We start from the raw sequence: 20,671 nt of genomic DNA on the forward strand, positions 1-20,671 counted from the left end.
AGCGGTGCGCAGGGCCCGGGCGGGCAGCGCGAGATGCGGGCGAGCGGTGCGGGGGGTGCGGGCGAGCGACGCGGGGCGCGGGCGAGCGGTGCGCAGGGCCCGGGCTAGCAGCGCAGGGCCCGGGCGACCAGCGCAGGATGCAGGCGACCAGCGCGGAAAGGGCATGCTCAGGCCGCCGTCCCTCACGCTTCCCTCACCGCTCCCAGACGTCCGGCCCGCCGCCTCGCCACTCGATCAGGTCGGACTGCCGTACCCACACGTCGTCGACGTCGTCCAGGCCCGCCAGGCGCAGGAACTCGATGATGTCCAGGAGGCCGTACGCCATGCCGCGGAACTGATCGCCCATGCGTACCCGCCGTCCGCCGTCCTCGGCGGGCGGGTAGATCACCACGGGCTGTGAGCCGGCCACGGGACCAGGGTGCGCCGTGCGGCGGATGCGCGCATGCGGGCCGCTTCGGCTCGGAGTGGAGGGGTGGGCGCTGTTGGCTGGGATGTGAGGGCAGGTGAGCGCAGGTCGGGGTCTCGGCCACTCGGGTGAGTTCCGGGGTCGGCCGTGCGCGCGGGTGGGGCACCAACTGCCCTGCCGCCCAAGGTCTCACTTCGCCGTGGTGGCCGGCTTGCCGGTCGCGTCGAGAGCCTCCCCGGCGCGTTCTCCGGTGGATCGTGACAGCCACCAGGTGAGGAACGCCGCGAGCGCGGCGAAGGTCGCGGCGATGGGCAGCAGGAGGCCCGCGGAACCGGTGGTGGTGAGGATGACCGCTCCGATGGTGCTGGCCAGGAAGTTGCCGAGGTACCCGGCAGAGGTGTTCAGCGAGGTCACGAGCGGCGCACCCTCGGGCGGGGCGTAGGCCATGATCCGGTGCTGCTGCGGCCCGATCACCGAGTACGACACGACACCGCCGAGCGCTTCGGCGATCAGCACGGGAACGAAGACCTCCCGAATCGGAAGCATGATCACGAACACCACGGCGACGCCTGTGGTGGCGCCGATCACGACGCGCCGCGGGCCGTACCGGTCGGTGAACGAGCCGGCCGTCAGGTTTCCCGCTGTGGCGGCAACTCCGAACACCAGCAGCAGGAGCGCGAGTCGGGATGGCGCGCCGCCGACAGCCGGCGCGAAGACCGCGCTCATGTACGTGAAGGGAAGAAAGATGCCGATGAACGCCAGCAGTGTGACGACCAGGATCCGCATGACCCGCCGGTCGGTCAGCGGCGCGATGCGCCGCCGCAGTGTCGCGCCTTGACCGAGTTGCATGGGCGGCAGCAGGACGGCGAGGACGACCGCAACGGCACCGGCGACCGCGGCGACGAACCAGATCGCCTTCCGCCAGCCCCATGCTCCACCGATGAGGGTGCCGAGCGGAGCACCCAGCACCAGCGACAGCGTCGCCCCGGCGGTCACCATGGCGATGGCCCTGCCCCTCTGCCGGTCGCCGGCGAGGTGAGCGGCCGTGGCCACGGCGCTCGCGACGAACAGCGCCGCACCGGAACCCGCCAGCACGCGGGAGGCGAGGACCAGTCCGTACATGTGCGCCGACGCGGTCACGGCGTTCCCCGCCGCGAGCAGCGCGACTCCGGTCACGAGGACTCGGCGCCTGGGCCACCTGCCCGTGAATGCGGCGAGGACGGGCCCCAAGAGGGCGTAGGCAATGGCGAACACACTCACGAGCTGGCCGGCTGCGGCAGTACTGACATGCAGCGTTTCGTGGATCTCGGGAAGGAGACCCACGACGATGAATCCGTCGGTTCCGACCGCGAATGTTCCGAGCGTCAGAATCGCGGTCCGTGCTCGCCAGGGGTGCGTGCCGGAGGCCTTTCCATTGGTCATGGGGCCAGCCTGGCGACCGGTAGTTGTCCTGCCGAGTGTCAGGAAAGACGTCATGAGGTACTTTCCTGCCATGCATCGAGTGGTGGCGCTCGTCCGCCCAGGGCAGTCGACCTTTGAACTGGCCTGCGCGGCCCAGGTGTTCGGGATCGAGCGGCCGGAGCTTCCGGCGCGGTACGCCTTCGGCGTGTGCACGGAGGATCCTGGCCCGGTCGCGACGCGCGCCGGGTACGACATGCTCGTGACCGACGGACTGGACGCGCTCGATCGGGCGGACACCGTCGTCGTTCCGGGCTGGCTGCCGCACATGGAGCCGCCTTCACCTGCGGTCGCCCGGGCACTGCGGCGCGCGCACTCCCATGGAGCGCGGCTGGTCAGCATCTGCTCCGGCGCCTTCGCACTGGCCCACGCCGGTCTGCTGGACGGACGAGCGGCGACCACCCACTGGGCGCTGACGGACGAACTCGCCGCGCGTTTCCCGCACGTCCAGGTCGACCCGGACGTGCTGTACGTGGACCACGGCGACGTGGCCACCAGCGCCGGCGCCGGGGCCGGCCTCGACCTGTGCGTGCACCTGGTCCGCAGCGACCAGGGCGCACGGTACGCCGCGCACATCGCACGGACCATGGTCATGCCGCCCCACCGTGAGGGCGGGCAGTTGCAGTACTCGGCGCCGCCGCACCCCGCACAGATCGACGGCACGCTCGCGCCGTTGCTGGAGTGGATCACCGGGCGGCTCGGCGAACCGGTGACCGTCGAAACCCTGGCCGCGCACGTGGGCGTCTCGACGCGTACTCTCGCCCGACGCTTCGCCGACCAGCTCGGTACCAGCCCGGGGCAGTGGCTGCTCGCCCGGCGGATCGCCACAGCCCGAGACCTGCTGGAGTCCTCCGACCTCCCCTTGGACGCCATCGCCCGCCGCGTCGGGCTCTCCTCCGCCACCAACCTCCGCAGACGCTTTCTCGACGCCCTGGGCACCACACCGGGCGCCTACCGCCGGGCGTTCCGAGCCGATTCACGATGACAACCCGCCGGTTCATCACGTCAGCAGTGGGGTGGCGGGCGTAGCGCCCGGGTCGAGAGCGAGGGTGGGCGCCGTCGGTGTTCTTCAGGCACCGCGCGGGGAGGCAGCGGCGTAACCACTACGACGCCGTCGCATCACCTCCGCCGCCGGAGGCCAGCCTGCGCTCCGCCATCTGCCGGGCCGCCCGCAGTGGGGTGACACCCGTCGAGCGTGCCACGTCGAGTACCTGGCTGACGGTGTCGCCGATGCCCAACACCCGCTTGTGGGCTGCCTCGTGGTCGTAGTGCTCCGATTCGCGGCTGAGGACGTAGACGATGCCGCCGGCGCTCGCGACGTAGTCGGGCACCCAGACGATGCCGCGCTCCGCGAGGGCATCTGCGACGGACTCGTCGCTGAGCTGGTTGTTGGCGGGGCCGACCACCAGGGGTGCGGTGAGGCGGGGCACCGTCTCGCCGTTCAGGACGCCGCCGACGGCCGCCGGGACGAGGATGTCGGCCGGTACGGACAGGGCCTCTTCGGGCTCCACCCAGCCGTACCCGCGTTCCAGAGCGGCGTCCTTGCGGGAGTGGTCCACGTCCGAGACGACGACGTGCGCGCCCTCGGCGGCGAGGCCGGCCGCGACGCCGCCGCCGACCGACCCGAATCCGCTGATGACCACGGTGCGACCGGCGCAGGACGCGTCGCCGAACACATGGCGTGCCCCCGCGCGCAGGGCGGCCAGGACGCCCGTCGCGGTGGGGACGCCGGAGTTGCCGGTGCCGCCGTGCTCCTCGGGAGTGCAGTACGCGTACGGCGAGAACCGCTTCAGGACCACCATGTCCTGCGGGCCGGTGCCGATGTCGGGTCCGGTGCGGTAGGACCCGTCGAAGGAGGCGATCAGCTCGCCCAGGTCCTCGAGCGCCAATTGGCGCCGTTCCGCGGTGAGTTCGGTGCCCTTCTCCAGGGCGATCACGCTCTTGCCGCCGCCGAAGTCCAGACCGGCGACGGCGGCCTTGTAGGTCATGGCCTCGGACAGGCGCAGCGCGTCCGCCAGTCCGTCCTGCCAGGTGTCGTAGCGGCGCAGCCGGCAACCGCCGACCGCCGGGCCCAGAGTGCGGGAGTGGATCGCGACGATCAGCGGAAGACCGGAACGGCGGCCGCGCCGGACGACGACCTCTTCATGCGCAAATGCTTGGCTCATGCGTCAGAAGTTAGGCTGATGCGCGGACCACCAGGTGATCCGCCGAATTAAATTCGGCGCCTTCGAGACGGGAGCAGTCATGGACGAACTTGATTCGGCGATCGTGCACCATCTGCAGCTGGACGGTCGGCTGTCCAACCGCGCACTCGCCGAGAAACTCGGCATCGCGCCCTCAACCTGCCTGGAACGCACGCGACTTCTGCACCGGCGCGGCATCATCCAGGGCTACCGGGCGCAGGTCTCCCTGAGCGCGCTCAACCGCTCGGTGCAGGCGATGGTGGCCACCCAGATCCGGCCGTTGCGCCGGGACGTCGTCGCGGCCTTCGAGAAGTCGGTGACCCAACTGCCCGAGGTGGTCTCCGTCTACACCATGGCGGGCAGCGACGACTTTCTCGTCCATGTCACCGCGCAGGACATCGACCACCTGCACGCGTTCCTCCTGGACCACTTCACCGAGAGGCGCGAGATCATCAGCTTCCGCACCTCGATCATCTACCAGCACCTGACCAATCCGGTGCTCGGTCCGCTGCCTCCGACCACCGAGCAGCGCCCCTGAGAGCGACTATCTCCGATTGTCCAGGTTAGCTGCGCAGGTAAACTGGACAACCTGGGCTGTCGTTCCTAGAGTGGTCCGTATGAGTGATCTCGGTGCTCCGTCGCCCACAGCCGTCAGTGCCGCGCACGCCGTGCGGACCGTCGTCGGGCGCCTGCGGCGCCGTATCCGCGCCGCCAGTGACATGGGGGACGTCAGCCTCACCCAGGCGTCGGTGCTGGCCCGGCTCATCGACAACGACGGGCTCACGGTCAGCGATCTCGCCGCCATCGAGGGCATGCGGCACCAGTCGATGGCGAGCACGGTCGCCGCGCTGGAGGGCCCGAAGCTGGTCGAGCGGCGCCGGGACCCCGGGGACGGTCGCCGCATGCTGATCGCCCTCACCGCCGAGGGGCGCCGACGCGCCGAGGAGGCACGACAGGCCCGCGGCGAATGGCTCGCGGACCAGTTGCAGAAGAAGTGCACCGAGGAGGAGAGGCGGACCGTGATCACGGCCATGTCGGTACTGGAGCGACTCCTCCATGACTGACCGGACCACCGTGAAACGCGCCCCCACCGGCACGGCGGGCATCGACCGCCGGCTCATACCCCCGATGATGCTGGGTTCGGTCCTCAACCCGATCAACTCCACCGTCATCGCCGTCGCGCTCGTGCCGATCGGCGCCGCGTTCGGGGCGCCGCCCGCGCAGACCGCCTGGCTGGTCTCGGCGCTCTATCTGGCCACCGCCCTCGGGCAGCCGATCGTCGGCCGACTCATCGACATCTTCGGCCCGCGCCGCCTCTTCCTCGTCAGCACCAGCCTCGTCGGGGTCGCCGGCGTCGTCGGCACCCTGGCGCCCGGCCTCGGGGTCCTGATCGCCGCGCGCGTCCTGCTCGGCTTCGGCACCTGCGCCGGCTACCCGGCCGCCATGGCGCTCCTGCGCAGCGAGGCCGCGCGGACCGGCAAGGACAGCCCGGCGGGCCTGCTGACCGCGCTGGCGGTCGCCAACCAGACCATCGCCGTGATCGGCCCCCTGCTCGGCGGTCTGCTGATCGGGCTCGGCGGATGGCGCTCCACCTTCGCGCTCAACATCCCGCTGGCCGCGGTCGCGGTGACCCTCGGCGCGCTGCGGCTGCCGAAGCAGCGCGCCGGTGCGACGGTCCGGGGCCGGGTGGCCGCGCAGATCGATCTGCCCGGCATGGGCCTGTTCGCGGCCATGCTCTTCTCGCTGCTGCTGTTCCTGATGAACCTGCACGCGAGCAGCTGGTACCTGCCGGTGATCACCGTCGCCGCCGGAGCCGCCTTCGCCGTCCGCGAGCTGCGCGCCGCCACACCCTTCATCGACCTACGGGTGCTCAGCGGCAACGCACCGCTGCTGGCCACCTACGGCCGTGCACTGGTGGCGTACGTCGTCTCGTACGCCTTCCTCTACGGCTTCACCCAGTGGACCGAGGAGAGTTACGGGCTCGACCCCTTCCACGCCGGGCTCGTGCAGATCCCGATGTTCCTGGTGGGCATCGGCGTCTCCGTCGTGGCCGGTCGCAGCAGCGGAGTTCTGGGAAAGCTCCTGCTCGGCGGCGCCGGCCAGATCGTGGCCTGCGCGCTGATGCTGACCCTCACCGCGGACAGCCCCCTGTGGACGCTGCTCCTGCTGGCCGTGATCTTCGGCGTGCCGCAGGGGTCCAACAACCTGGCCCTGCAGAACTCCGTCTACTTCCAGTCCGACCCCGAGCGCACCGCCTCCTCAGCGGGACTGCTGCGGACCTTCGCCTATCTGGGCTCGATGGTCGCCTCCTCCGCGACGGCCGCGTCCTTCGGGCAGCACGCAAGCACCTCCGGGATGCACCACCTGGCCTGGATCATGCTCGGCGCCGGAGTCCTGTACCTCCTGATCACCGTCCTCGACCGCAGCCTGCGCCGCGTCACGCCCGAACCGGCCCAACCCGCGCCCAAGGCATAGCCGTTGGGCAGCCCCGTAGCAAAAAACCCACCCCTCCCGTTCTGAAAGGCCGCACCATGTCCGGTACCGCCCTGCTCTCCATGGATCACCAGGTCAGCAATCTCGCCCACGTTCCCGACGGCTATCTGCCCGCCGCCGTACGGGCGTTGGAGACGGCCCGAGCCGCCGGGGTTCCCGTCATCCATGTCGTGCTGCGGCTCCGTCCCGGCCACGTCGACGTGCATCCGCGCAACAAGATCTTCGGCGGCCTGCCGTCCGGACTGTTCACCGAGGACGACCCGAACGCCGCGATCCACCCGGACCTGGCCCCGCGCGGCGACGAGATCGTCGTGGCCAAGAACCGCGTCAGCGCCTTCGCGGGCAACAACCTCCGGCAGATCCTCGCCGCCCAGGACATCGACCACCTCGTCCTGACCGGCATCGCGACCAGCGGCATCGTCCTGTCGACCGCGCTGCAGGCGGCCGACCTGGACTACCGCGTCACCGTCCTGTCCGACGCCTGCGCCGACCCCAGCCCCGACGTGCACGACACCCTGCTGACCAAGGTCCTCAACCGCCGTGGCGACGTGGCCACGACGAAGGAGTGGGGCGACTCGCTGACGGCGAGCGCTTCATAGCCGTACGGCCACACGCATCGCGACGAGACCGACGGGCGACCGAACTGCCGCCCAGGCTGCACCAGACCGAGCAGCAGGCCCCGGACGATGCCCAGGCGCCCGGACCGGACCCACGCGGTCGCGACCCGGCCCCGACCGGCCGGACACACATCGCGGCGCGGCCCGCGGGGCGGCCGATGCCGCCGCCCAGGCTGCACCAGACCGAGCAGCAGGCCCCGGACGATGCCCAGGCGCCCGGACCGGACCCACGCGGTCGCGACCCGGCCCCGACCGGCCGGACACACATCGCGGCGCGGCCCGCGGGGCGGCCGATGCCGCCGCCCAGGCTGCACCAGACCGAGCAGCAGGCCCCGGACGATGCCCAGGCGCCCGGACCGGACCCACGCGGTCGCGACCCGGCCCCGACCGGCCGGACACACATCGCGGCGCGGCCCGCGGGGCGGCCGATGCCGCCGCCCAGGCTGCACCAGACCGAGCAGCAGGCCCCGGACGATGCCCAGGCGCCCGGACCGGACCCACGCGGTCGCGACCCGGCCCCGACCGGCCGGACACACATCGCGGCGCGGCCCGCGGGGCGGCCGATGCCGCCGCGCCAGTGACGAGTAAGGCGAGCAACCGGCCGCGGACAATGGCGAGGCCTAGCCCCAGCCTGGCGCGTTTGCGACCCCGCCCCGAGCTGATGGCCCAGCTCCTCAACCGTCGCGTCGACGTCGCCTCGTCGAAGGAGTGGGGCAGTTCGCTGGCGGCCGACGTGCCATTGGTCGCCGTCCCGCCCGTCTCGCCGCGATGTGCGTGGCCGTACGGATTGCGCACCTCGGCAACGGCACCAACCCACGTCACTCCGAGCCGTAGTACAACCGCAAGAACTCCTCCATCGCCGCGTCCACGCCGTCGCGGTCGCCGGTGGCGAGCAGATCGAGCAGGAGGCCGCGGACGGTGGCGAGGCCCAGCCTGGCGCGGTTGCGGGCGGTCGCCGGGTCCGCCCCGGCGGCGACCTCGGCGGCCACGAGGGGCTCCAGCCAGTCCGTCACCAGGTTGTCGAGCACCGGCACCGCCTCGGGGCGGCCCCGCAGTGCCTGGCCGTAGATCTCGAAGAACAGCCGTTCCTGGTTGGCCAGTTGAGGATCCGTCAGCTGCCGCCAGAGCAGCCGCGCTGCGTCGATGGGCGAGACACCGGGCTCCCGTCGCAGCCGGGACAGCAGATCGCGCTGACGCTGCTCGGAGGTGCGGACGATCTCCACGAGCAGCTGCTCCTTGGAGCCGAAGTAGTGGATCAGCATCCGGTGGCTGACGCCGATCGCCGCGCCCAGGCCGCGCAGGCTCAAGTCGCCGATGCCGTACGCCGCGACGTAGTCGACCGCCGCGTCCACCAGCTGCGCGCGCCGGTCCCCGACCTTGCCGCCCACGCCTTCGGGACGCGAGTCGTCCGTCCTTGTCACTTCGCGAGTGTACCAATTGGTACACGGTGGATGTACCGTGTGGTACATGCAGCCCGTCACCGTGTCGATCGACGTTCCGCAGACGCCCGAGCAGGTCTACGACTTCCTCGATGTCATGGCGCACCACGAGCGCTTCACCGATCACTACCTGACCGACTGGCGCTACAGCGGCCCCGACCGCGGCAAGGGATCGTGCGCCACGGTCACCGCCGCGCTGGGCGGCACGAAGACCGAGGTCACCATCGAGGTCGTCGAAGTCGACGCACCGCGCCGGATCATGGAGCGCAATGTCAGCGCGGCAGGCCGGCGCGTCGCCCACGGCACCTACACCATCGAGTCGCTGCCGGACGGCGGGAGCCGTGTCGCCTTCACCTACAGCTGGGTGCGCGCCCCACTCCCCGACCGACTGCTGGCCCCCGTCGTCCGGGCCACGATGCGACGTGCGAACCGTACGGTCATGCAACGCCTGGCCACCGAGCTGGCCAGGCACGTCGCTTCCTGACGCGCCGGTGACGTGCGGTCCCCCGCGCTCCCCTTGGCCCCCGCCCCCGTCAGCCCGTGGTGTCCATGGCTCTGCGGCGCGTCGCACCGCCCATGTTCCGAGCCTGAAGCAGCCGCCCGCCGAGCAGCACCACTCCGGCCGCGCACGTGAGCAGCCCGCCCGCGAGGAACGCGGCCCGTACGTCGGCCAGTGCGAGCACCAGCCCGCCGAGCGCGGCGCCGGCTGCGATTCCGGCGTTGTAGGCACCGGAGTTGGCCGCGAGCGCGATGTCGGTGCGGCCCGGTGCGCAGTGCAGCATCTCGTTCTGGGTGGTCATGAAGACCGGTCCGAGCGCACCGCCCATCAGCACCAGGAACACCACCGCGGTCACCGGCCGGTCGCCGAACGCGTAGAGGCCGGTCAGGCCCACCGCCTGGGTCGCCACGGCGGCGGACAGGGCGGAGCGCGGGAAGCGGTCCAGCAGGGCGCCGGTGATGCTCACGCCGGCCAGACACGCGAGTCCGAACACCACGAACAGCAGGCCGACGGCGCTCGGGGAGAACCCGCTCACGTCGCCGAGGAACTTCGCGATGTAGGTGAATCCCGCGAACGCGCCGGTGGCGGACAGGGCCCCGGCCGCGAGCACCGTGGCGAACCGGCGCACGTCGGGACCGGTCCCGTAGGCGGCGGGCTCCTCGTCCGGGCGTGAGGTCGGCAGCAGCGTCGCAATGGTCACGAGCGACACGGCGGCGAGCGCGGCCAGGGCTGCGACCGGCACCTGCCAGGCGGTCCGGCGTCCCAGCCAGGTCCCGGCAGGCACGCCGAGCACGAGGGCGAACGAACCCGCGACGGACAGGGCCCCGACCACGCGTCCGCGCACCCGCGGCGGGAACAGGCCCACCGCGACCGGGCCCATCACGGCCCAGAACAGGGCCTGCGCGAGCGCGGTCAGCAGCCGTGCGCCGAGAAGCAGCCAGTACGACGGCGCGAGCGCCGCGACCAGGCTGGACACGGCGAGCGCGGCCAGCAGCGCGGTGAGCACATGACGGCGGGGCACGGTGCGCACGACGTGGGCGATCGGTACGGAACTGACCGCGACCGTCACGGCGTAGCCGGTCACCAGGAGACCGACCGCCGGTACCGACACCCGCAGGCTGTCCGAGATCGGCTCCAGGAGTCCGACCGGCAGATTCTCCGCCGTGTTGAAGGTGAAGGCGGCCAGCATCAGCGCCCCGAGCACCGCGAGCCGCTGCCACGGAGCCGGTCGCCTCTCCCGCGCCCGGTCACTCGCTGTGCGCGACCGCAGCGCCTGTTCCGTGGCACCGCCCATGCCACCACCTCACGGGATCACCGGCATCACCGCAACCGATTTCCGCTGGACGGCGACGCGACCGCCCATGGTGGCCGTTCTACGTGGCGTCCTTGACGAACACGATGCCGTCCCGGTCCGCGAGGTGGGCCGGGTCGAGCGGGGCGTAGCCGAACCACGGGGAGGTGCGGGGTGCGGGCGGTGTGTCACCGAGGGTGGCGGCCAGGCGCGGGGCGTCGACGACGCAGCGGTCCCCGGGGAGTGCGTACAGGAACCCTTCGACGGTGTCCGGCGGCGGGGTGTCCACTCCCTGGTGCCGGATGGTGCCGACTGCCATGGCGACGAAGGCGTACGCGTCCCCGAGCCGCGCGCTCACCAGCGCACCGGCGCTCCACCACCGAACCGGCCCCTGCCACATCTGCATGGTGCTCAACTCCCGCTGGAAATGAGCGTTTTGGCCGTTGGCGAGTGCCGGGCCCCGATCGGCGAGGGCGAGGAGGTTGTCGGCCATCATCAGGTCGCGCTGGGCGCACAGCCGTGTCATGCGCGCCGGTGAAGGGTCGGCCATCCAGTGGTGGTAGCGCAGCAGCCCGGTGGCGGTGCGCCCGTACAGCCGCGCCCGGTCGAACTCGTCCCGTGAGCTCACCGCCTTCAGATACGGCGTCTGCGTGTCGAGCAGCGCCACCAGGTCGTCGGCGAGCAGCCGCAGCCGGGCGGCCTCGGGCGACTGCCCCACGGACCGGGCCGGATCCATCATCGCGTCGGGGTCGGTCCACCGCTCGTCGTCACCGAGCAGCCGGTCGAGTGTCCGTGCGGTGCAGGGCAGCAGGTTTGCGTCCACGCGGGCCGCGAGGTAGTCGTGGAGGGCCGTGAGGGTCTGCCGGGGGCTCGCGGCTGCGGTGATCTCCAGGGGGCCGTCGAACCCGGCGAAGCGGACCTGCTCGGACTCGGGCCGGCCGTCGTTGTGGGCGCGCATGTGGCGCACGAGTTCGCGGTTGCCGGTGAAGTCGCCCCAGCCGTGGCTGAATCCGTGCTCCATGACCTCGTCGAGGGTGCCGGTGCCCGAGGTGACGTAGTCGTCCACGACCAGGCCCTTGACGCAGTCGCTCTCGATCGCGATCGTCCGGTAGCCCTCCTCCTCGACGAGTTGCCGGAAGATCTCGTTGCGCAGGCCGAGCAGCGTGTCCTCGCCATGTGCGGGCTCGCCCAGGGCGAGCAGTCGCGGGCGCGCCGGGAACAGCTCCATGAGGGCGGCAGCCTCGACGGGACGGACGGTGTCCGTGATGTCAGTAGCCATGCCTTGAACGCTATCGTTGAACCTTCGGTTGAGACTTTCCATCGATATGGTCGGCAGCATGGAGCACAACCCTCAAAGCGGCAAGCGGCTCAGGCCGGTCGACCTGGCGCGCGAGCACGGTCTGTCCACCCAGGCGGTCAGGAACTACGAGGACGCCGGGATTCTCCCGGTGGCCGATCGCACACCCCACGGCTACCGCACCTACACTCCCCTGCACGCCATGGCCCTGCGCGCCTTCCTCGCCCTGGTGCCCGGCCACGGCCATGCCACGGCGACGTCGATCATGCGGGCCGTGAACGAGGGCGCGACCGAGGAGGCGTTGCGCCTCATCGACGAGAGCCACGCCCAACTCCTCGACGACCGCGCGACCTTGCGGGCCGTGGAGAGCGCCCTGCGGGACCTGAAGCCGCTCCCTTCGTCCGCGCCGCGCACCGCGTCCGACAGGTTCATCGGGTCGCTGGCGGGACAGCTCGGCATCCGGCCCGCGACGCTGCGCAAATGGGAGCTCGCCGGGCTGGTGAGTCCGCGGCGCGACCCGCAGACCGGATATCGCGTCTACGACGAGGCAGCGGTACGGGACGCCCGGCTCGCCCATCAACTCCGGCGCGGCGGCTATCTGTTGGAGCAGATCGCCCCGCTGATCGCCCATGTACGGGCGGCGGGCGGCCCGGAGCCGCTGGAGGCCACGCTGCGCGAGTGGCACGCCCGGCTGGCCGCCCGCGGACGCGCGCTGCTGACCGGGGCCGCCGCGCTGGAGACGTATCTGCGGGACGGGCGCGAGCAGCAGCCGGCCTGACGGCGAAACCGGAGAAATCGAGCGACCGCCTGCGCAGATCCAGGGAAAACCCTCTGCGCCCTTGACCGTTCCGCGGCATACGCTTGCGCCGGCTGTCTGTCGAAGGAGGATGCATGGGGATCAGGAGCCTCACCCGGGGTGAAGCCGAGCGCCGGGCCGCGCTGGTCGCTGTCGAACGGTACGACGTCGACATCGACTTCACCGCGCTGCCCGAGGGACCCGAGGTCCGCAGCGTCTCGACCGTCACCTTCACCTGCCGTGAGCCGGGTGCGGAGACCTTCGTGGACTGCGCGGCCCAGGTGGTGAGCGCCACGCTCAACGGCACCGCGCTGCGGCCCACCGACGACGGCCGAATCCCCCTGCCCGATCTGGCCGAGCACAACGTGCTGAGGGTGGAGAGCGTCCAGGCCGACACCTCCACGGGCGAGGGCGTGCACAAGGCGGTAGACCCCGCGGACGGCGAGGTCTATGTGTGGACGAGCTTCGAGCCGGACGAGGCCCGGTTCGTGTGGGCGTGTTTCGACCAGCCCGATCTCAAGGCCCCGCACGCCTTCACGGTCACGGCCCCGGCCGCGTGGATCGTCACCAGCAACTCCGGTGACGCGCGCGTCGAGGAGCTGGACAAGGCCCGCCGCTGGGTCTTCCCCGACACTCCCCCGCTCGCCGTGTACAACACCGTCGTCAACGCGGGCCCCTTCCACGAACTGCGCCGCGAGATCGACGGCCACGATCTCGGCCTGTACGCCCGCCGCTCGCTCGCCGACGTCCTCGACCGCGACGCCGACGAGATCTTCACCCTCACCCGACAGGGCCTGGCCTTCTACGCCGAGGCCTTCGCGATGCCGTTCCCGCAGCGCCGGTACGACCAGGTCTTCATGCCCGAGTTCGGTGGCGCGATGGAGAACTACGGATGTGTGACCTGGTCGGACGCGTTCCTGCGGCGGGCCGAACCGACGCCCGCCGAGCGGGAGTTGCTGGCCAAGGTGCTGCTGCACGAGATGGCGCACATGTGGTTCGGCAACATCGTCACCATGCGCTGGTGGGACGACCTCTGGCTGAACGAGGCGTTCGCCGAGTTCGCCTGCCACTGGGCCGCCGAGGGCGCCACGCGCTACACCGACGCCTGGGCGGGCCATCTGGTGAGCGACAAGCTCAAGGCGTATCTGGCCGACCAGGGCCCGGTCTCGCACCCCATCCATCAGCCCATCCACGATGTCGCCCAGGCCGCGTCGATCTTCGACAACATCACCTACCCCAAGGGCGCCTCCGTCCTGCAGCAGCTCATGACGTACGTCGGCGAGGAGCACTTCCGGGCGGGCATGGCCGCCTACTTCGCCCGGCACGCCTGGCACAACACCACCCTCCAGGACCTGATCGACGCCCTGTCCGAGGCCAGTGGGCGCGACCTCGACACCTGGCGCACGGCCTGGCTCGCCACGGCCGGCACCGACCGGTTCGTCCTCGAACGCGACGGCGAGCAGGTCACGTTGGTGGCCGCCGACACCGCGCGTCCGCAGGTGCTCGCCGTCGGCGCCTACCGCCGCGACGGGCAGGCGCTGGAGCGTACGGGGCTGGTACGCGTCGAGGTGACCGGGCCCCGTACCGCCGTCACCGGCCTCCCGGCCGCCGCGGACCTCCTGCTGATCAACGACGACGACCTCACCTTCGCCACGGCCCGCCCCGACCACACCACCCGGGACGCGCTGTTCTCCTCGGCGGCTCAACTGCCCACCGCCCTCTCCCGGGGCGTGGCCGCCGCGACCGTCTGGGACATGCTGACGACCGGTGAGGCCTCGGCGGCGGAGGCCGGGCGGTGCCTCACCACGATCCTCGCGACCGAGAGTTCCGACGCGGTGATCGAACCCCTGCTGACGCTCGCCGCCGACATCACCGAACTGTGGGCCCCGTCCGCCGAACGCCCGGCGCTCACCGCGGAGTTGACCGCTGTCTGCCGGCGCCTCGCCGCCGATCCGGGCCGCCGCCAGGTGGCACTGCGCGGCCTGGCCCGCACCGCGGCCACCGGCGACGATCTGGCCTGGCTGCGTGAACAGGCGGGCGACGACGTCGACTTGCACTGGCGCGCCCTGGTCCGCGAGGCGCAGCTCGGCGGGGACGTCACGGCCGAGACGGACCGTCTGCTCGCCCGCGACTCCGATCCCGATGCCTGGGTCCGCGCCCTCACCGTGCGGGCCGCCCTGCCCGACGCCGCCGCCAAGGCGGAGGTGTGGCAGCGGGTCGTCGAGGACCGCACCGTCCCCGTGCACCCGGTCGGCCAGGTGATGACGGCCTTCTGGCGGCCCGGCCAGGACGCCCTTCTGGCCCCGTACACCCAGCGCTATCTGGAGGTGATCCCCGAGCTGGACCAGGGCGGGATGATCCTGGCGATGGTCTTCACCAGGTGTCTGTTCGCGCCGTTCGCCATCGACGACGCGTACATCGAGACCGCCCGGCAGGCCGCCGAGAAGGCGGCCCCGGTCGTCCGCAAGACACTCCTGGAACGCTCGGACATCGTCCGCCGGATGCTCCGGTCCCGGACGGGCGCCACGGCCTGACCGGCCGGGGCGACTTCAGGTCTCAACCGGTCGCGAACTTCCGCAGCTTGTCGGTGGTGTCGTGGAAGCGGTCGCGATCGCCGACCGTCGGGCCGGACGACGTGTACTGCCACATCGTGTACGTCTTCCAGCCCGCCGGGAGCGTTCCCGCCGAGGAGGCGTAGCGGGCGATCCAGAGGGGGTTGGTGGCGCCGAAGCCGCTGTAGTTGCCGGTGCAGGAGGACCACCAGGCCGTGGCCGTGTAGATGACGGCGTCACGATGGGTGCGGGCCTTGTAGCGCTTCAGGAAGTCACGGATCCAGGTGACCATGGCGGACTTGGACTTGCCGTAGCAGGAGTCGCCGTAAGGATTCCACTCGATGTCGAGGGCGCCGGGCAGCGTCCTGCCGTCCTTGGACCAGCCGCCGCCGTGGTCGACGAAGTAGTCGGCCTGTGCGGTGCCGCTGGTGGTGTCGGGGGTGGCGAAGTGGTAGGCGCCGCGGATCATGCCGACGCCGTAGGAGCCGTTGTACTGCTGGGTGAAGTAGGGGTTCGTGTAGTACGTCCCCTCCGTGCCCTTGGTGTAGGCCCATCTGACGCCGCCGCTCCACAGGGTGGGCCAGGCAACGTCGCGCTGGTAGCTGGCCACGTCGACGCCCTCGGTCTGGTTGGCCTTCGCGGTCGGGGCGATGTCGCCGGGCGGGACACCGAGCCCTTCGTGGGCCCGTACCCCTATACCCATGTACGCGCTGCCGCGCGCAGGGACGGGGACAGCTGTGGGTGTGGGGACAGCGGTGGGGACTGGGACAGTGGTGGGGGCGGGGTCCGGCTCGGCTGCCGCGGCGTCCGTCGTCGCGAACGCCGTGGGCAGTCCGGACAGGGCGAGAAGGAGGCCGGTCAGGGCGGCGACGAGACGCCGGCGTGAGCGGCCCTGCTGGGGGGATATGGAGCTACGCACGTCACCCATCTGAACCCCGGCCCGGCCGCACCGCACGTCAGGTACCGCCCAACGGGCGTTCCGGCACGGCGGTGTTGTCGTTTGCGGCACGTTCGTACACTGGCCGCAGATCGGGAAGACCCCAGGTCCGGGGCGGCCGCGCGTCCGGAAGGCCGCGGTTTCGGGCGGGCCACTGGGCCGGTGAGCCCCGGGCCGGGCAGAAGGAGGTGCGTGCGGGTGGAGCCGATGCCGGGCGGACGGCCCGCCGGGCTGTTCGTGGGCCTGTGCACCCTGGATGTCATCCAGCTGGTGGACCGTGTACCGGCGTCCGACGAGAAGCTGACGGCTCGTGAGCAGGTCGTGGCCGCGGGCGGTCCCGCGGCGAACGCGTCCGCGGCCTTCGGTCATCTGGGGGGCAGGGCCAAGCTGCTCACCGCGATCGGGTCCCATCCGCTCGGTCTCGCGGCGACCGCCGACCTCGACGCGCTGGGCGTGACCGTGACGGATCTGGCGGCCGAATCGGCCGAGCCGCCCGCCGTGTCCTCCATTCTGGTGACCGCGTCCAGCGGGGAGCGGGCGGTCGCCTCCACCAACGCGACGGGCCACCGGCTCGCCCCGCCCGGCGATCTCGACGCCCTGGTGACGGCGAGCGACGTCGTCGAGTTCGACGGCCATCACATGGAGCTGGCGCTGGCCGCCGCCCGGGCCGCGCGCGCCGCGGGCCGGGTGACCCTCCTCGACGCGGGCAGTTGGAAGGACGGCACGCCGGAACTGCTGCCGTACATCGACGTGGCCGTCTGCTCGGCCGACTTCCACCCGCCGGGCGTGGCCGACTCCGTGGCGGCCACCCTGGGGTTCCTGCGCGCGCACGGGGTGACCTGGCGGGCGGTCAGCCGCGGCGGCCGGCCCCTCGTGTGGGCGGGCCCCGACGGCGGCGGCACGGTGGAGGTGCCCGCCGTCCGGGTGGCCGACACGCTGGGCGCGGGCGACTTCCTGCACGGTGCCCTGGCCCATCACCTCGCGGTCCGCGGACGCCTGACCCCGGAGGGTTTCGCCGAGTCCCTGCGCGGTGCGGCGGCCGTGGCCTCACGGGCGTGCGCGTCGTTCGGGACCCGCGCGTGGATGCGGGAGGGGTGAAGGGGGCGCCGGGATCGGGGCGATCCGGCCGGTCCAGGGTAGGGCGGTGGCCGGGCCCACCGACCGAACCCGCACCGTGTGGGACGTCGAGCGGGTGCGGCAGCACTTTCGCGGGCATGACGTGCGGGTTCACTGACGCGCAGGGGAGAGCGATGGGCGGGTCGCCGCCGGGAGCGACGGAGCCCATGATGGAGAGAGAGGCCCCATGGCTCTCCAGGATCTCTTCTGTCGGGAGGAAGCCATGAAGATCGGAGTGCTGACCGGCGGCGGAGACTGCCCCGGCCTCAACGCCGTCATCCGCAGCGTCGTCCGCAAGGGCACCCAGGAGTACGGCTTCGAGTTCGTCGGCCTGCGCGACGGCTGGCTCGGCGCACTCCGGGACAAGGTGGTGCCGCTGGACATCGCCGCCGTGCGGGGCATCCTGCCGCGCGGCGGCACCATCCTCGGCTCCTCCCGCACCAACCCGTTCAAGCACGAGGACGGGGTGGCGCGCATCAAGGACACCCTGACCGCGCACGGCGTGGACGCGCTGGTCGTGATCGGCGGCGAGGACACCCTCGGTGCGGCCACCGAACTGAGCCGTCAGGGCGTCCCGCTGGTCGGCGTGCCGAAGACCATCGACAACGACGTGGCCGGCACGGACTACACCTTCGGCTTCGACACCGCGGTCGGCATCGCCACCGAGGCCATCGACCGCCTGCACACCACCGCCGAGTCGCACATGCGCACCCTCGTGGTGGAGGTCATGGGCCGGCACTCCGGGTGGATCGCTTTGCACGCCGGCGTCGCTGGTGGCGCCAACGTGATCCTCGTGCCGGAGCGTCCGTTCGACATCGACCAGGTCTGCGGGTGGGTGAAGAACCGCTTCCGGACCAACTACGCGCCGATCGTCGTCGCCGCCGAGGGAGCCGTCCCCAAGGAGGGACACGTGATCGTCCAGGACCGGGCGCTGGACGAGTACGGCCATGTGCACCTGTCCGGCATCGGCGAGTGGCTGGCCCAGGAGATCTCCCGGCGCACCGGCACGGACGCCCGCACCACGGTCCTCGGCCACATCCAGCGCGGCGGCACGCCCAGCGCCTTCGACCGGTGGCTGGCCACACGCTTCGGACTGCACGCCGCCGACGCGGTCAACGACGGCGCCTTCGGCACCATGGTGGCCTTGCGCGGCACCGAGATCGTCCGTGTCCCTCTCGACGAAACCCGGGGCAGGACCAAGGTGGTGAACCCGTCGCTGTACGACGAGTTCGAGGTGTTCTTCGGCTGATCCGCTCCTGCGGGGCCTCTGTCCTGAGGCCGACGGGGCGCTGGTGGGCGGTGGCTTCGTTCAGGCGTCCTCGACCCGCGCGGTGACCGGAGTGCCCGTCTCGACCGTGCGGCTGACCGTGCAGAGCCGGTCGTGGGAGGTCTTGACCGCCCGCGGGAGGATCGCCCGGGCACGGTCCGCGCCCTCGCCGTCCGGGAAGGTGACGGTGAAGGTGACGGCCAGATCGGTCATCCGGTTGCCGAGGTCGTCGCTGATCTTGTTGCCGGTCACCGCGACGGAGAACCGGTCGGGCTCCGCGTGGCGCGTGGTGGCGATGTCCACGTCCACCGCCGTGCAGCCGCCGATCGCGGCGAGCAGCAGCTCGACCGGGGTGAACGCGTTCGGTCCGTCCGGTTCGGACCCGCTGCCGAAGGTGATCGTGCCGCCGCGCGCGTTCGTCGCGACGAAGTGTCCGGTGCTGATGCGCTCGACGGTGACGGAGCGCAGGGTGTCGTCGGTCATGGTCACGACCCTAATGCCGGCTCAGGGCTCCCCCGCGGATTCGCCTCCCGCATGACGGTGGTAGCGCAGCAGAAGCATGGCCGCGTCGTCGTGGGGCGGCCCGGCGGTGTGCCGGACCAGGTCCTCGCGCAGGGCGTCCAGCGCGTCCTGTGCGTCGGCCTCCTTGAGGAGACCGGCCCGTTCGTCGAGGGGGTAGAAGTCGCCGTGCGCGTCGCGCGCTTCGCTCACGCCGTCGGTGTAGAGCAGCAGTTGCTCGCCGGGCGCGAAGTCCACGGAGAACGGCTTGGGGCCGCCGCCCGACTGCACGCCGAGGCCGAGGGGTGGAGCGAAGGCCGGCGGCTGCGGGAAGTGGGCGGTGCCGTCCGCCCGTACGACCATCGGGGGCGGGTGGCCGTAGTTGAGGAAGACGGCCTCGTGCCGGTCACCGACCTCGGCGAGGACCGCGGTGACGAACTTCTCCCCCTCCAGCACCCGGGACACGCTGCGCTCCAGGCGTTCGCCGAGACCCACCAGGTCGGGCTCGTCGTGGGCCGCCTCCCTAAAGGCGCCGAGCACCACCGCGGCGGTCTCCACCGCGGCAAGTCCCTTGCCCTGTACGTCGCCCACAATCATCCGCACGCCGTGCGGGGACGCGACGACCTCGTAGAGATCGCCGCCGATCCTGGCCTCCGCCACGGCCGAGGTGTACGACACGGCCGCCTGCAGCGGGCCCGCGGTCAGCGGCACCGGGCGCAGCAGTACGCGCTGGGCGACCTCCGCGATCGAGCGCACGCTGGCGAGTTCGGCCTCTCTGCGCCCGCGCATCACGGCGGCCACGACGCTCGCGCCGGTCACGCCCACCACCGACACCATCGCCATGAAGCCCCGGCGCTCCTGGAACAGCCCGTCGTACAGGCCGAGTGCCACGCACAGCAGCAGGGCCGCCAAGCCGAACCACGCCGTGCGCCGCCATCCGCCGACCAGTCCCGCGAAGGCCGGACCGAGTGACGCCAGCGGCAGGAAGCCCACTCCGGGGCCGGTGAGGATGTCTCCGACCGCGACGACGGCCATCACTGCGACCGGCAGCCGGCTCAACAGCGCCTGACTGCGCTGCGGCTTCTTTGCGGCCATCTTGTGCTCCATCGGCGACGCGCCCACCCGGAGCCGCCTTCCGCAGGGGCCCCTCTTTCACCCTCGGACTCCACAGGCTGCCAGGTGGCCCCAGTGCGGACCGGCCCCTTTACCCAATTGAGGCCCAGGACCGATATTTCCCGAACCGTACGGTAGCGGAACGGGGTGTCAAGGGTTGCGGATCACGGACTCAGGGCATCAGGAGTGGGCAGGACCGGTCGCGCAGACAGGCGCGGCGCCCGGTTGGGCGGACAGGCCGCGGGGCAACCGGGTGTCCTAGGAGGGGATGTGATTCGCCGTGCGTGCGCAGAGGCGTACCCATGGGCGTTCCGTACGAGTGGAGTACCTGCTGCTCGACGAGGCCGCATCGGCAGGCCGGGCACGAGGACTCACCTCGAAGTTCCTCGCGCGCTCGCGGGCCCGGACGGGGGCGGGGGACGAACAGCTCGACGACGTGAAGCTGGTGGTGTCCGAGCTGGTCGCCAACGCCACCCGGCACGGCCGCAGCGCCTGCCGGCTCAGGCTGCACGCCTCCCAGGAGCGGGTGACCGTCGAGGTCTACGACGACAGCCCGCTCCCGCCGCGTGTACGGCCGTTCACCGCCGACGGTGAGCACGGGCGCGGGCTCGCCATGGTGCGCTGCCTGGCGCAGCGCCTCGACGTCTGCGCGGTCACCGGCGGCGGCAAGAGGGTGCGCGCGGTCCTCGCACTGCCGGGCTGAGCGCCG

At 71.7% G+C, this 20,671-nt stretch carries 20 protein-coding genes; 11 read left to right on the forward strand and 9 right to left on the reverse strand.

What is annotated here, in order from left to right:
- Window positions 1–193: 193 nt before the first annotated feature.
- Complete coding sequence (locus JYK17_RS32025; protein WP_128801011.1) at window positions 194–409, reverse strand: hypothetical protein; 216 nt, start codon at window positions 407–409, stop codon at window positions 194–196.
- A 186-nt stretch (window positions 410–595) separates the two neighbouring features.
- Complete coding sequence (locus JYK17_RS32030) at window positions 596–1,828, reverse strand: MFS transporter (RefSeq protein WP_234548332.1); 1,233 nt, start codon at window positions 1,826–1,828, stop codon at window positions 596–598.
- 70 nt (window positions 1,829–1,898) lie between these two features.
- Between JYK17_RS32030 and JYK17_RS32035 the strand changes: the two genes are divergently transcribed.
- Window positions 1,899–2,849 carry a helix-turn-helix domain-containing protein gene (locus JYK17_RS32035; protein ID WP_222811757.1) on the forward strand — a complete coding sequence of 317 codons (951 nt, stop codon included), beginning with the start codon at window positions 1,899–1,901 and terminating at the stop codon, window positions 2,847–2,849.
- Window positions 2,850–2,967: 118 nt separating this feature from the next.
- Here the strand turns inward: JYK17_RS32035 and JYK17_RS32040 are convergent, their stop codons facing one another.
- Window positions 2,968–4,029 carry a Glu/Leu/Phe/Val dehydrogenase dimerization domain-containing protein gene (locus tag JYK17_RS32040; RefSeq protein ID WP_222811737.1) on the reverse strand — a complete coding sequence of 354 codons (1,062 nt, stop codon included), beginning with the start codon at window positions 4,027–4,029 and terminating at the stop codon, window positions 2,968–2,970.
- A 79-nt stretch (window positions 4,030–4,108) separates the two neighbouring features.
- On the opposite strand from JYK17_RS32040, the gene JYK17_RS32045 reads away from it, so the two are divergent.
- The 4 genes from JYK17_RS32045 to JYK17_RS32060 all read left to right on the forward strand — a co-directional run bounded on the left by JYK17_RS32045 (window position 4,109) and on the right by JYK17_RS32060 (window position 7,139).
- A complete protein-coding gene (locus JYK17_RS32045; RefSeq protein WP_222811738.1) occupies window positions 4,109–4,585 on the forward strand; it encodes an Lrp/AsnC family transcriptional regulator in 477 nt (158 codons plus the stop codon).
- Between the two features lie 79 nt (window positions 4,586–4,664).
- The gene (locus JYK17_RS32050; protein ID WP_108014333.1) at window positions 4,665–5,111 is read left to right on the forward strand and encodes a MarR family winged helix-turn-helix transcriptional regulator; all 447 of its coding nucleotides are present in this window, start codon (window positions 4,665–4,667) and stop codon (window positions 5,109–5,111) included.
- Window positions 5,104–6,522, forward strand: coding sequence for an MFS transporter (locus JYK17_RS32055; RefSeq protein ID WP_181362571.1), 1,419 nt, complete (start codon window positions 5,104–5,106; stop codon window positions 6,520–6,522). The genes JYK17_RS32050 and JYK17_RS32055 overlap by 8 nt, the downstream gene beginning before the upstream one ends.
- Before the next feature lie 56 nt (window positions 6,523–6,578).
- Entirely contained in the window at window positions 6,579–7,139 is a 561-nt protein-coding gene (locus tag JYK17_RS32060; RefSeq protein WP_108014334.1) for a cysteine hydrolase family protein, read from the forward strand.
- Between the two features lie 836 nt (window positions 7,140–7,975).
- Here JYK17_RS32060 and JYK17_RS32065 read toward each other — a convergent pair.
- Entirely contained in the window at window positions 7,976–8,578 is a 603-nt protein-coding gene (locus tag JYK17_RS32065; protein WP_128801014.1) for a TetR/AcrR family transcriptional regulator, read from the reverse strand.
- A 46-nt stretch (window positions 8,579–8,624) separates the two neighbouring features.
- Here JYK17_RS32065 and JYK17_RS32070 point away from each other — a divergent pair, with 46 nt between their 5' ends.
- The gene (locus JYK17_RS32070; RefSeq protein ID WP_108014394.1) at window positions 8,625–9,080 is read left to right on the forward strand and encodes an SRPBCC family protein; all 456 of its coding nucleotides are present in this window, start codon (window positions 8,625–8,627) and stop codon (window positions 9,078–9,080) included.
- 49 nt (window positions 9,081–9,129) lie between these two features.
- Here JYK17_RS32070 and JYK17_RS32075 read toward each other — a convergent pair whose 3' ends face one another.
- A complete protein-coding gene (locus JYK17_RS32075; RefSeq protein ID WP_222811758.1) occupies window positions 9,130–10,284 on the reverse strand; it encodes an MFS transporter in 1,155 nt (384 codons plus the stop codon).
- 184 nt (window positions 10,285–10,468) lie between these two features.
- Entirely contained in the window at window positions 10,469–11,665 is a 1,197-nt protein-coding gene (locus JYK17_RS32080) for an erythromycin esterase family protein (protein ID WP_222811739.1), read from the reverse strand.
- A 58-nt stretch (window positions 11,666–11,723) separates the two neighbouring features.
- On the opposite strand from JYK17_RS32080, the gene JYK17_RS32085 reads away from it, so the two are divergent.
- Window positions 11,724–12,461, forward strand: a complete 738-nt coding sequence (locus JYK17_RS32085) for a TioE family transcriptional regulator (RefSeq protein WP_222811740.1) — start codon at window positions 11,724–11,726, stop codon at window positions 12,459–12,461.
- 113 nt (window positions 12,462–12,574) lie between these two features.
- Window positions 12,575–15,013: an aminopeptidase N gene (gene pepN, locus JYK17_RS32090; RefSeq protein WP_108014338.1), complete on the forward strand. Its 2,439-nt coding sequence runs from the start codon at window positions 12,575–12,577 to the stop codon at window positions 15,011–15,013.
- 22 nt (window positions 15,014–15,035) lie between these two features.
- Here the strand turns inward: pepN and JYK17_RS32095 are convergent, their stop codons facing one another.
- Complete coding sequence (locus JYK17_RS32095) at window positions 15,036–15,959, reverse strand: lysozyme (RefSeq protein WP_108014339.1); 924 nt, start codon at window positions 15,957–15,959, stop codon at window positions 15,036–15,038.
- Between the two features lie 216 nt (window positions 15,960–16,175).
- Here JYK17_RS32095 and JYK17_RS32100 point away from each other — a divergent pair, with 216 nt between their 5' ends.
- On the forward strand, window positions 16,176–17,066 hold the full coding sequence (locus JYK17_RS32100; RefSeq protein ID WP_222811759.1) for a PfkB family carbohydrate kinase: 891 nt from the start codon (window positions 16,176–16,178) through the stop codon (window positions 17,064–17,066).
- Between the two features lie 241 nt (window positions 17,067–17,307).
- A complete protein-coding gene (locus tag JYK17_RS32105) occupies window positions 17,308–18,333 on the forward strand; it encodes a 6-phosphofructokinase (protein ID WP_108014340.1) in 1,026 nt (341 codons plus the stop codon).
- 60 nt (window positions 18,334–18,393) lie between these two features.
- On the opposite strand, the gene JYK17_RS32110 is transcribed toward JYK17_RS32105, so the two are convergent.
- Window positions 18,394–18,834 (reverse strand): OsmC family protein, encoded by a 441-nt coding sequence (locus JYK17_RS32110; protein WP_108014341.1) that lies wholly within the window; start codon window positions 18,832–18,834, stop codon window positions 18,394–18,396.
- Between the two features lie 21 nt (window positions 18,835–18,855).
- Window positions 18,856–19,944, reverse strand: a complete 1,089-nt coding sequence (locus JYK17_RS32115; RefSeq protein ID WP_108014397.1) for a PP2C family protein-serine/threonine phosphatase — start codon at window positions 19,942–19,944, stop codon at window positions 18,856–18,858.
- Window positions 19,945–20,242: 298 nt separating this feature from the next.
- Here JYK17_RS32115 and JYK17_RS32120 point away from each other — a divergent pair, with 298 nt between their 5' ends.
- A complete protein-coding gene (locus tag JYK17_RS32120; protein ID WP_234548330.1) occupies window positions 20,243–20,665 on the forward strand; it encodes an ATP-binding protein in 423 nt (140 codons plus the stop codon).
- Window positions 20,666–20,671: the final 6 nt, after the last annotated feature.

The organism is Streptomyces plumbidurans (assembly GCF_019857225.1).
In the GTDB taxonomy this organism is placed as follows: domain Bacteria; phylum Actinomycetota; class Actinomycetes; order Streptomycetales; family Streptomycetaceae; genus Streptomyces; species Streptomyces plumbidurans.

Coding starts and splice junctions, on each gene's coding strand:
- JYK17_RS32050 (WP_108014333.1), top strand. CDS start 4,665: ATGAGTGATCTCGGTGCTCCGTCGCCCACAGCCGTCAGTGCCGCGCAC.
- pepN (WP_108014338.1), top strand. CDS start 12,575: ATGGGGATCAGGAGCCTCACCCGGGGTGAAGCCGAGCGCCGGGCCGCG.
- JYK17_RS32095 (WP_108014339.1), bottom strand. CDS start 15,959: ATGGGTGACGTGCGTAGCTCCATATCCCCCCAGCAGGGCCGCTCACGC.
- JYK17_RS32040 (WP_222811737.1), bottom strand. CDS start 4,029: ATGAGCCAAGCATTTGCGCATGAAGAGGTCGTCGTCCGGCGCGGCCGC.
- JYK17_RS32085 (WP_222811740.1), top strand. CDS start 11,724: ATGGAGCACAACCCTCAAAGCGGCAAGCGGCTCAGGCCGGTCGACCTG.
- JYK17_RS32030 (WP_234548332.1), bottom strand. CDS start 1,828: ATGACCAATGGAAAGGCCTCCGGCACGCACCCCTGGCGAGCACGGACC.
- JYK17_RS32060 (WP_108014334.1), top strand. CDS start 6,579: ATGTCCGGTACCGCCCTGCTCTCCATGGATCACCAGGTCAGCAATCTC.
- JYK17_RS32045 (WP_222811738.1), top strand. CDS start 4,109: ATGGACGAACTTGATTCGGCGATCGTGCACCATCTGCAGCTGGACGGT.
- JYK17_RS32055 (WP_181362571.1), top strand. CDS start 5,104: ATGACTGACCGGACCACCGTGAAACGCGCCCCCACCGGCACGGCGGGC.
- JYK17_RS32115 (WP_108014397.1), bottom strand. CDS start 19,944: ATGGCCGCAAAGAAGCCGCAGCGCAGTCAGGCGCTGTTGAGCCGGCTG.
- JYK17_RS32110 (WP_108014341.1), bottom strand. CDS start 18,834: ATGACCGACGACACCCTGCGCTCCGTCACCGTCGAGCGCATCAGCACC.
- JYK17_RS32075 (WP_222811758.1), bottom strand. CDS start 10,284: ATGCTGGCCGCCTTCACCTTCAACACGGCGGAGAATCTGCCGGTCGGA.
- JYK17_RS32105 (WP_108014340.1), top strand. CDS start 17,308: ATGAAGATCGGAGTGCTGACCGGCGGCGGAGACTGCCCCGGCCTCAAC.
- JYK17_RS32100 (WP_222811759.1), top strand. CDS start 16,176: ATGCCGGGCGGACGGCCCGCCGGGCTGTTCGTGGGCCTGTGCACCCTG.
- JYK17_RS32080 (WP_222811739.1), bottom strand. CDS start 11,665: ATGGCTACTGACATCACGGACACCGTCCGTCCCGTCGAGGCTGCCGCC.
- JYK17_RS32035 (WP_222811757.1), top strand. CDS start 1,899: ATGCATCGAGTGGTGGCGCTCGTCCGCCCAGGGCAGTCGACCTTTGAA.
- JYK17_RS32070 (WP_108014394.1), top strand. CDS start 8,625: ATGCAGCCCGTCACCGTGTCGATCGACGTTCCGCAGACGCCCGAGCAG.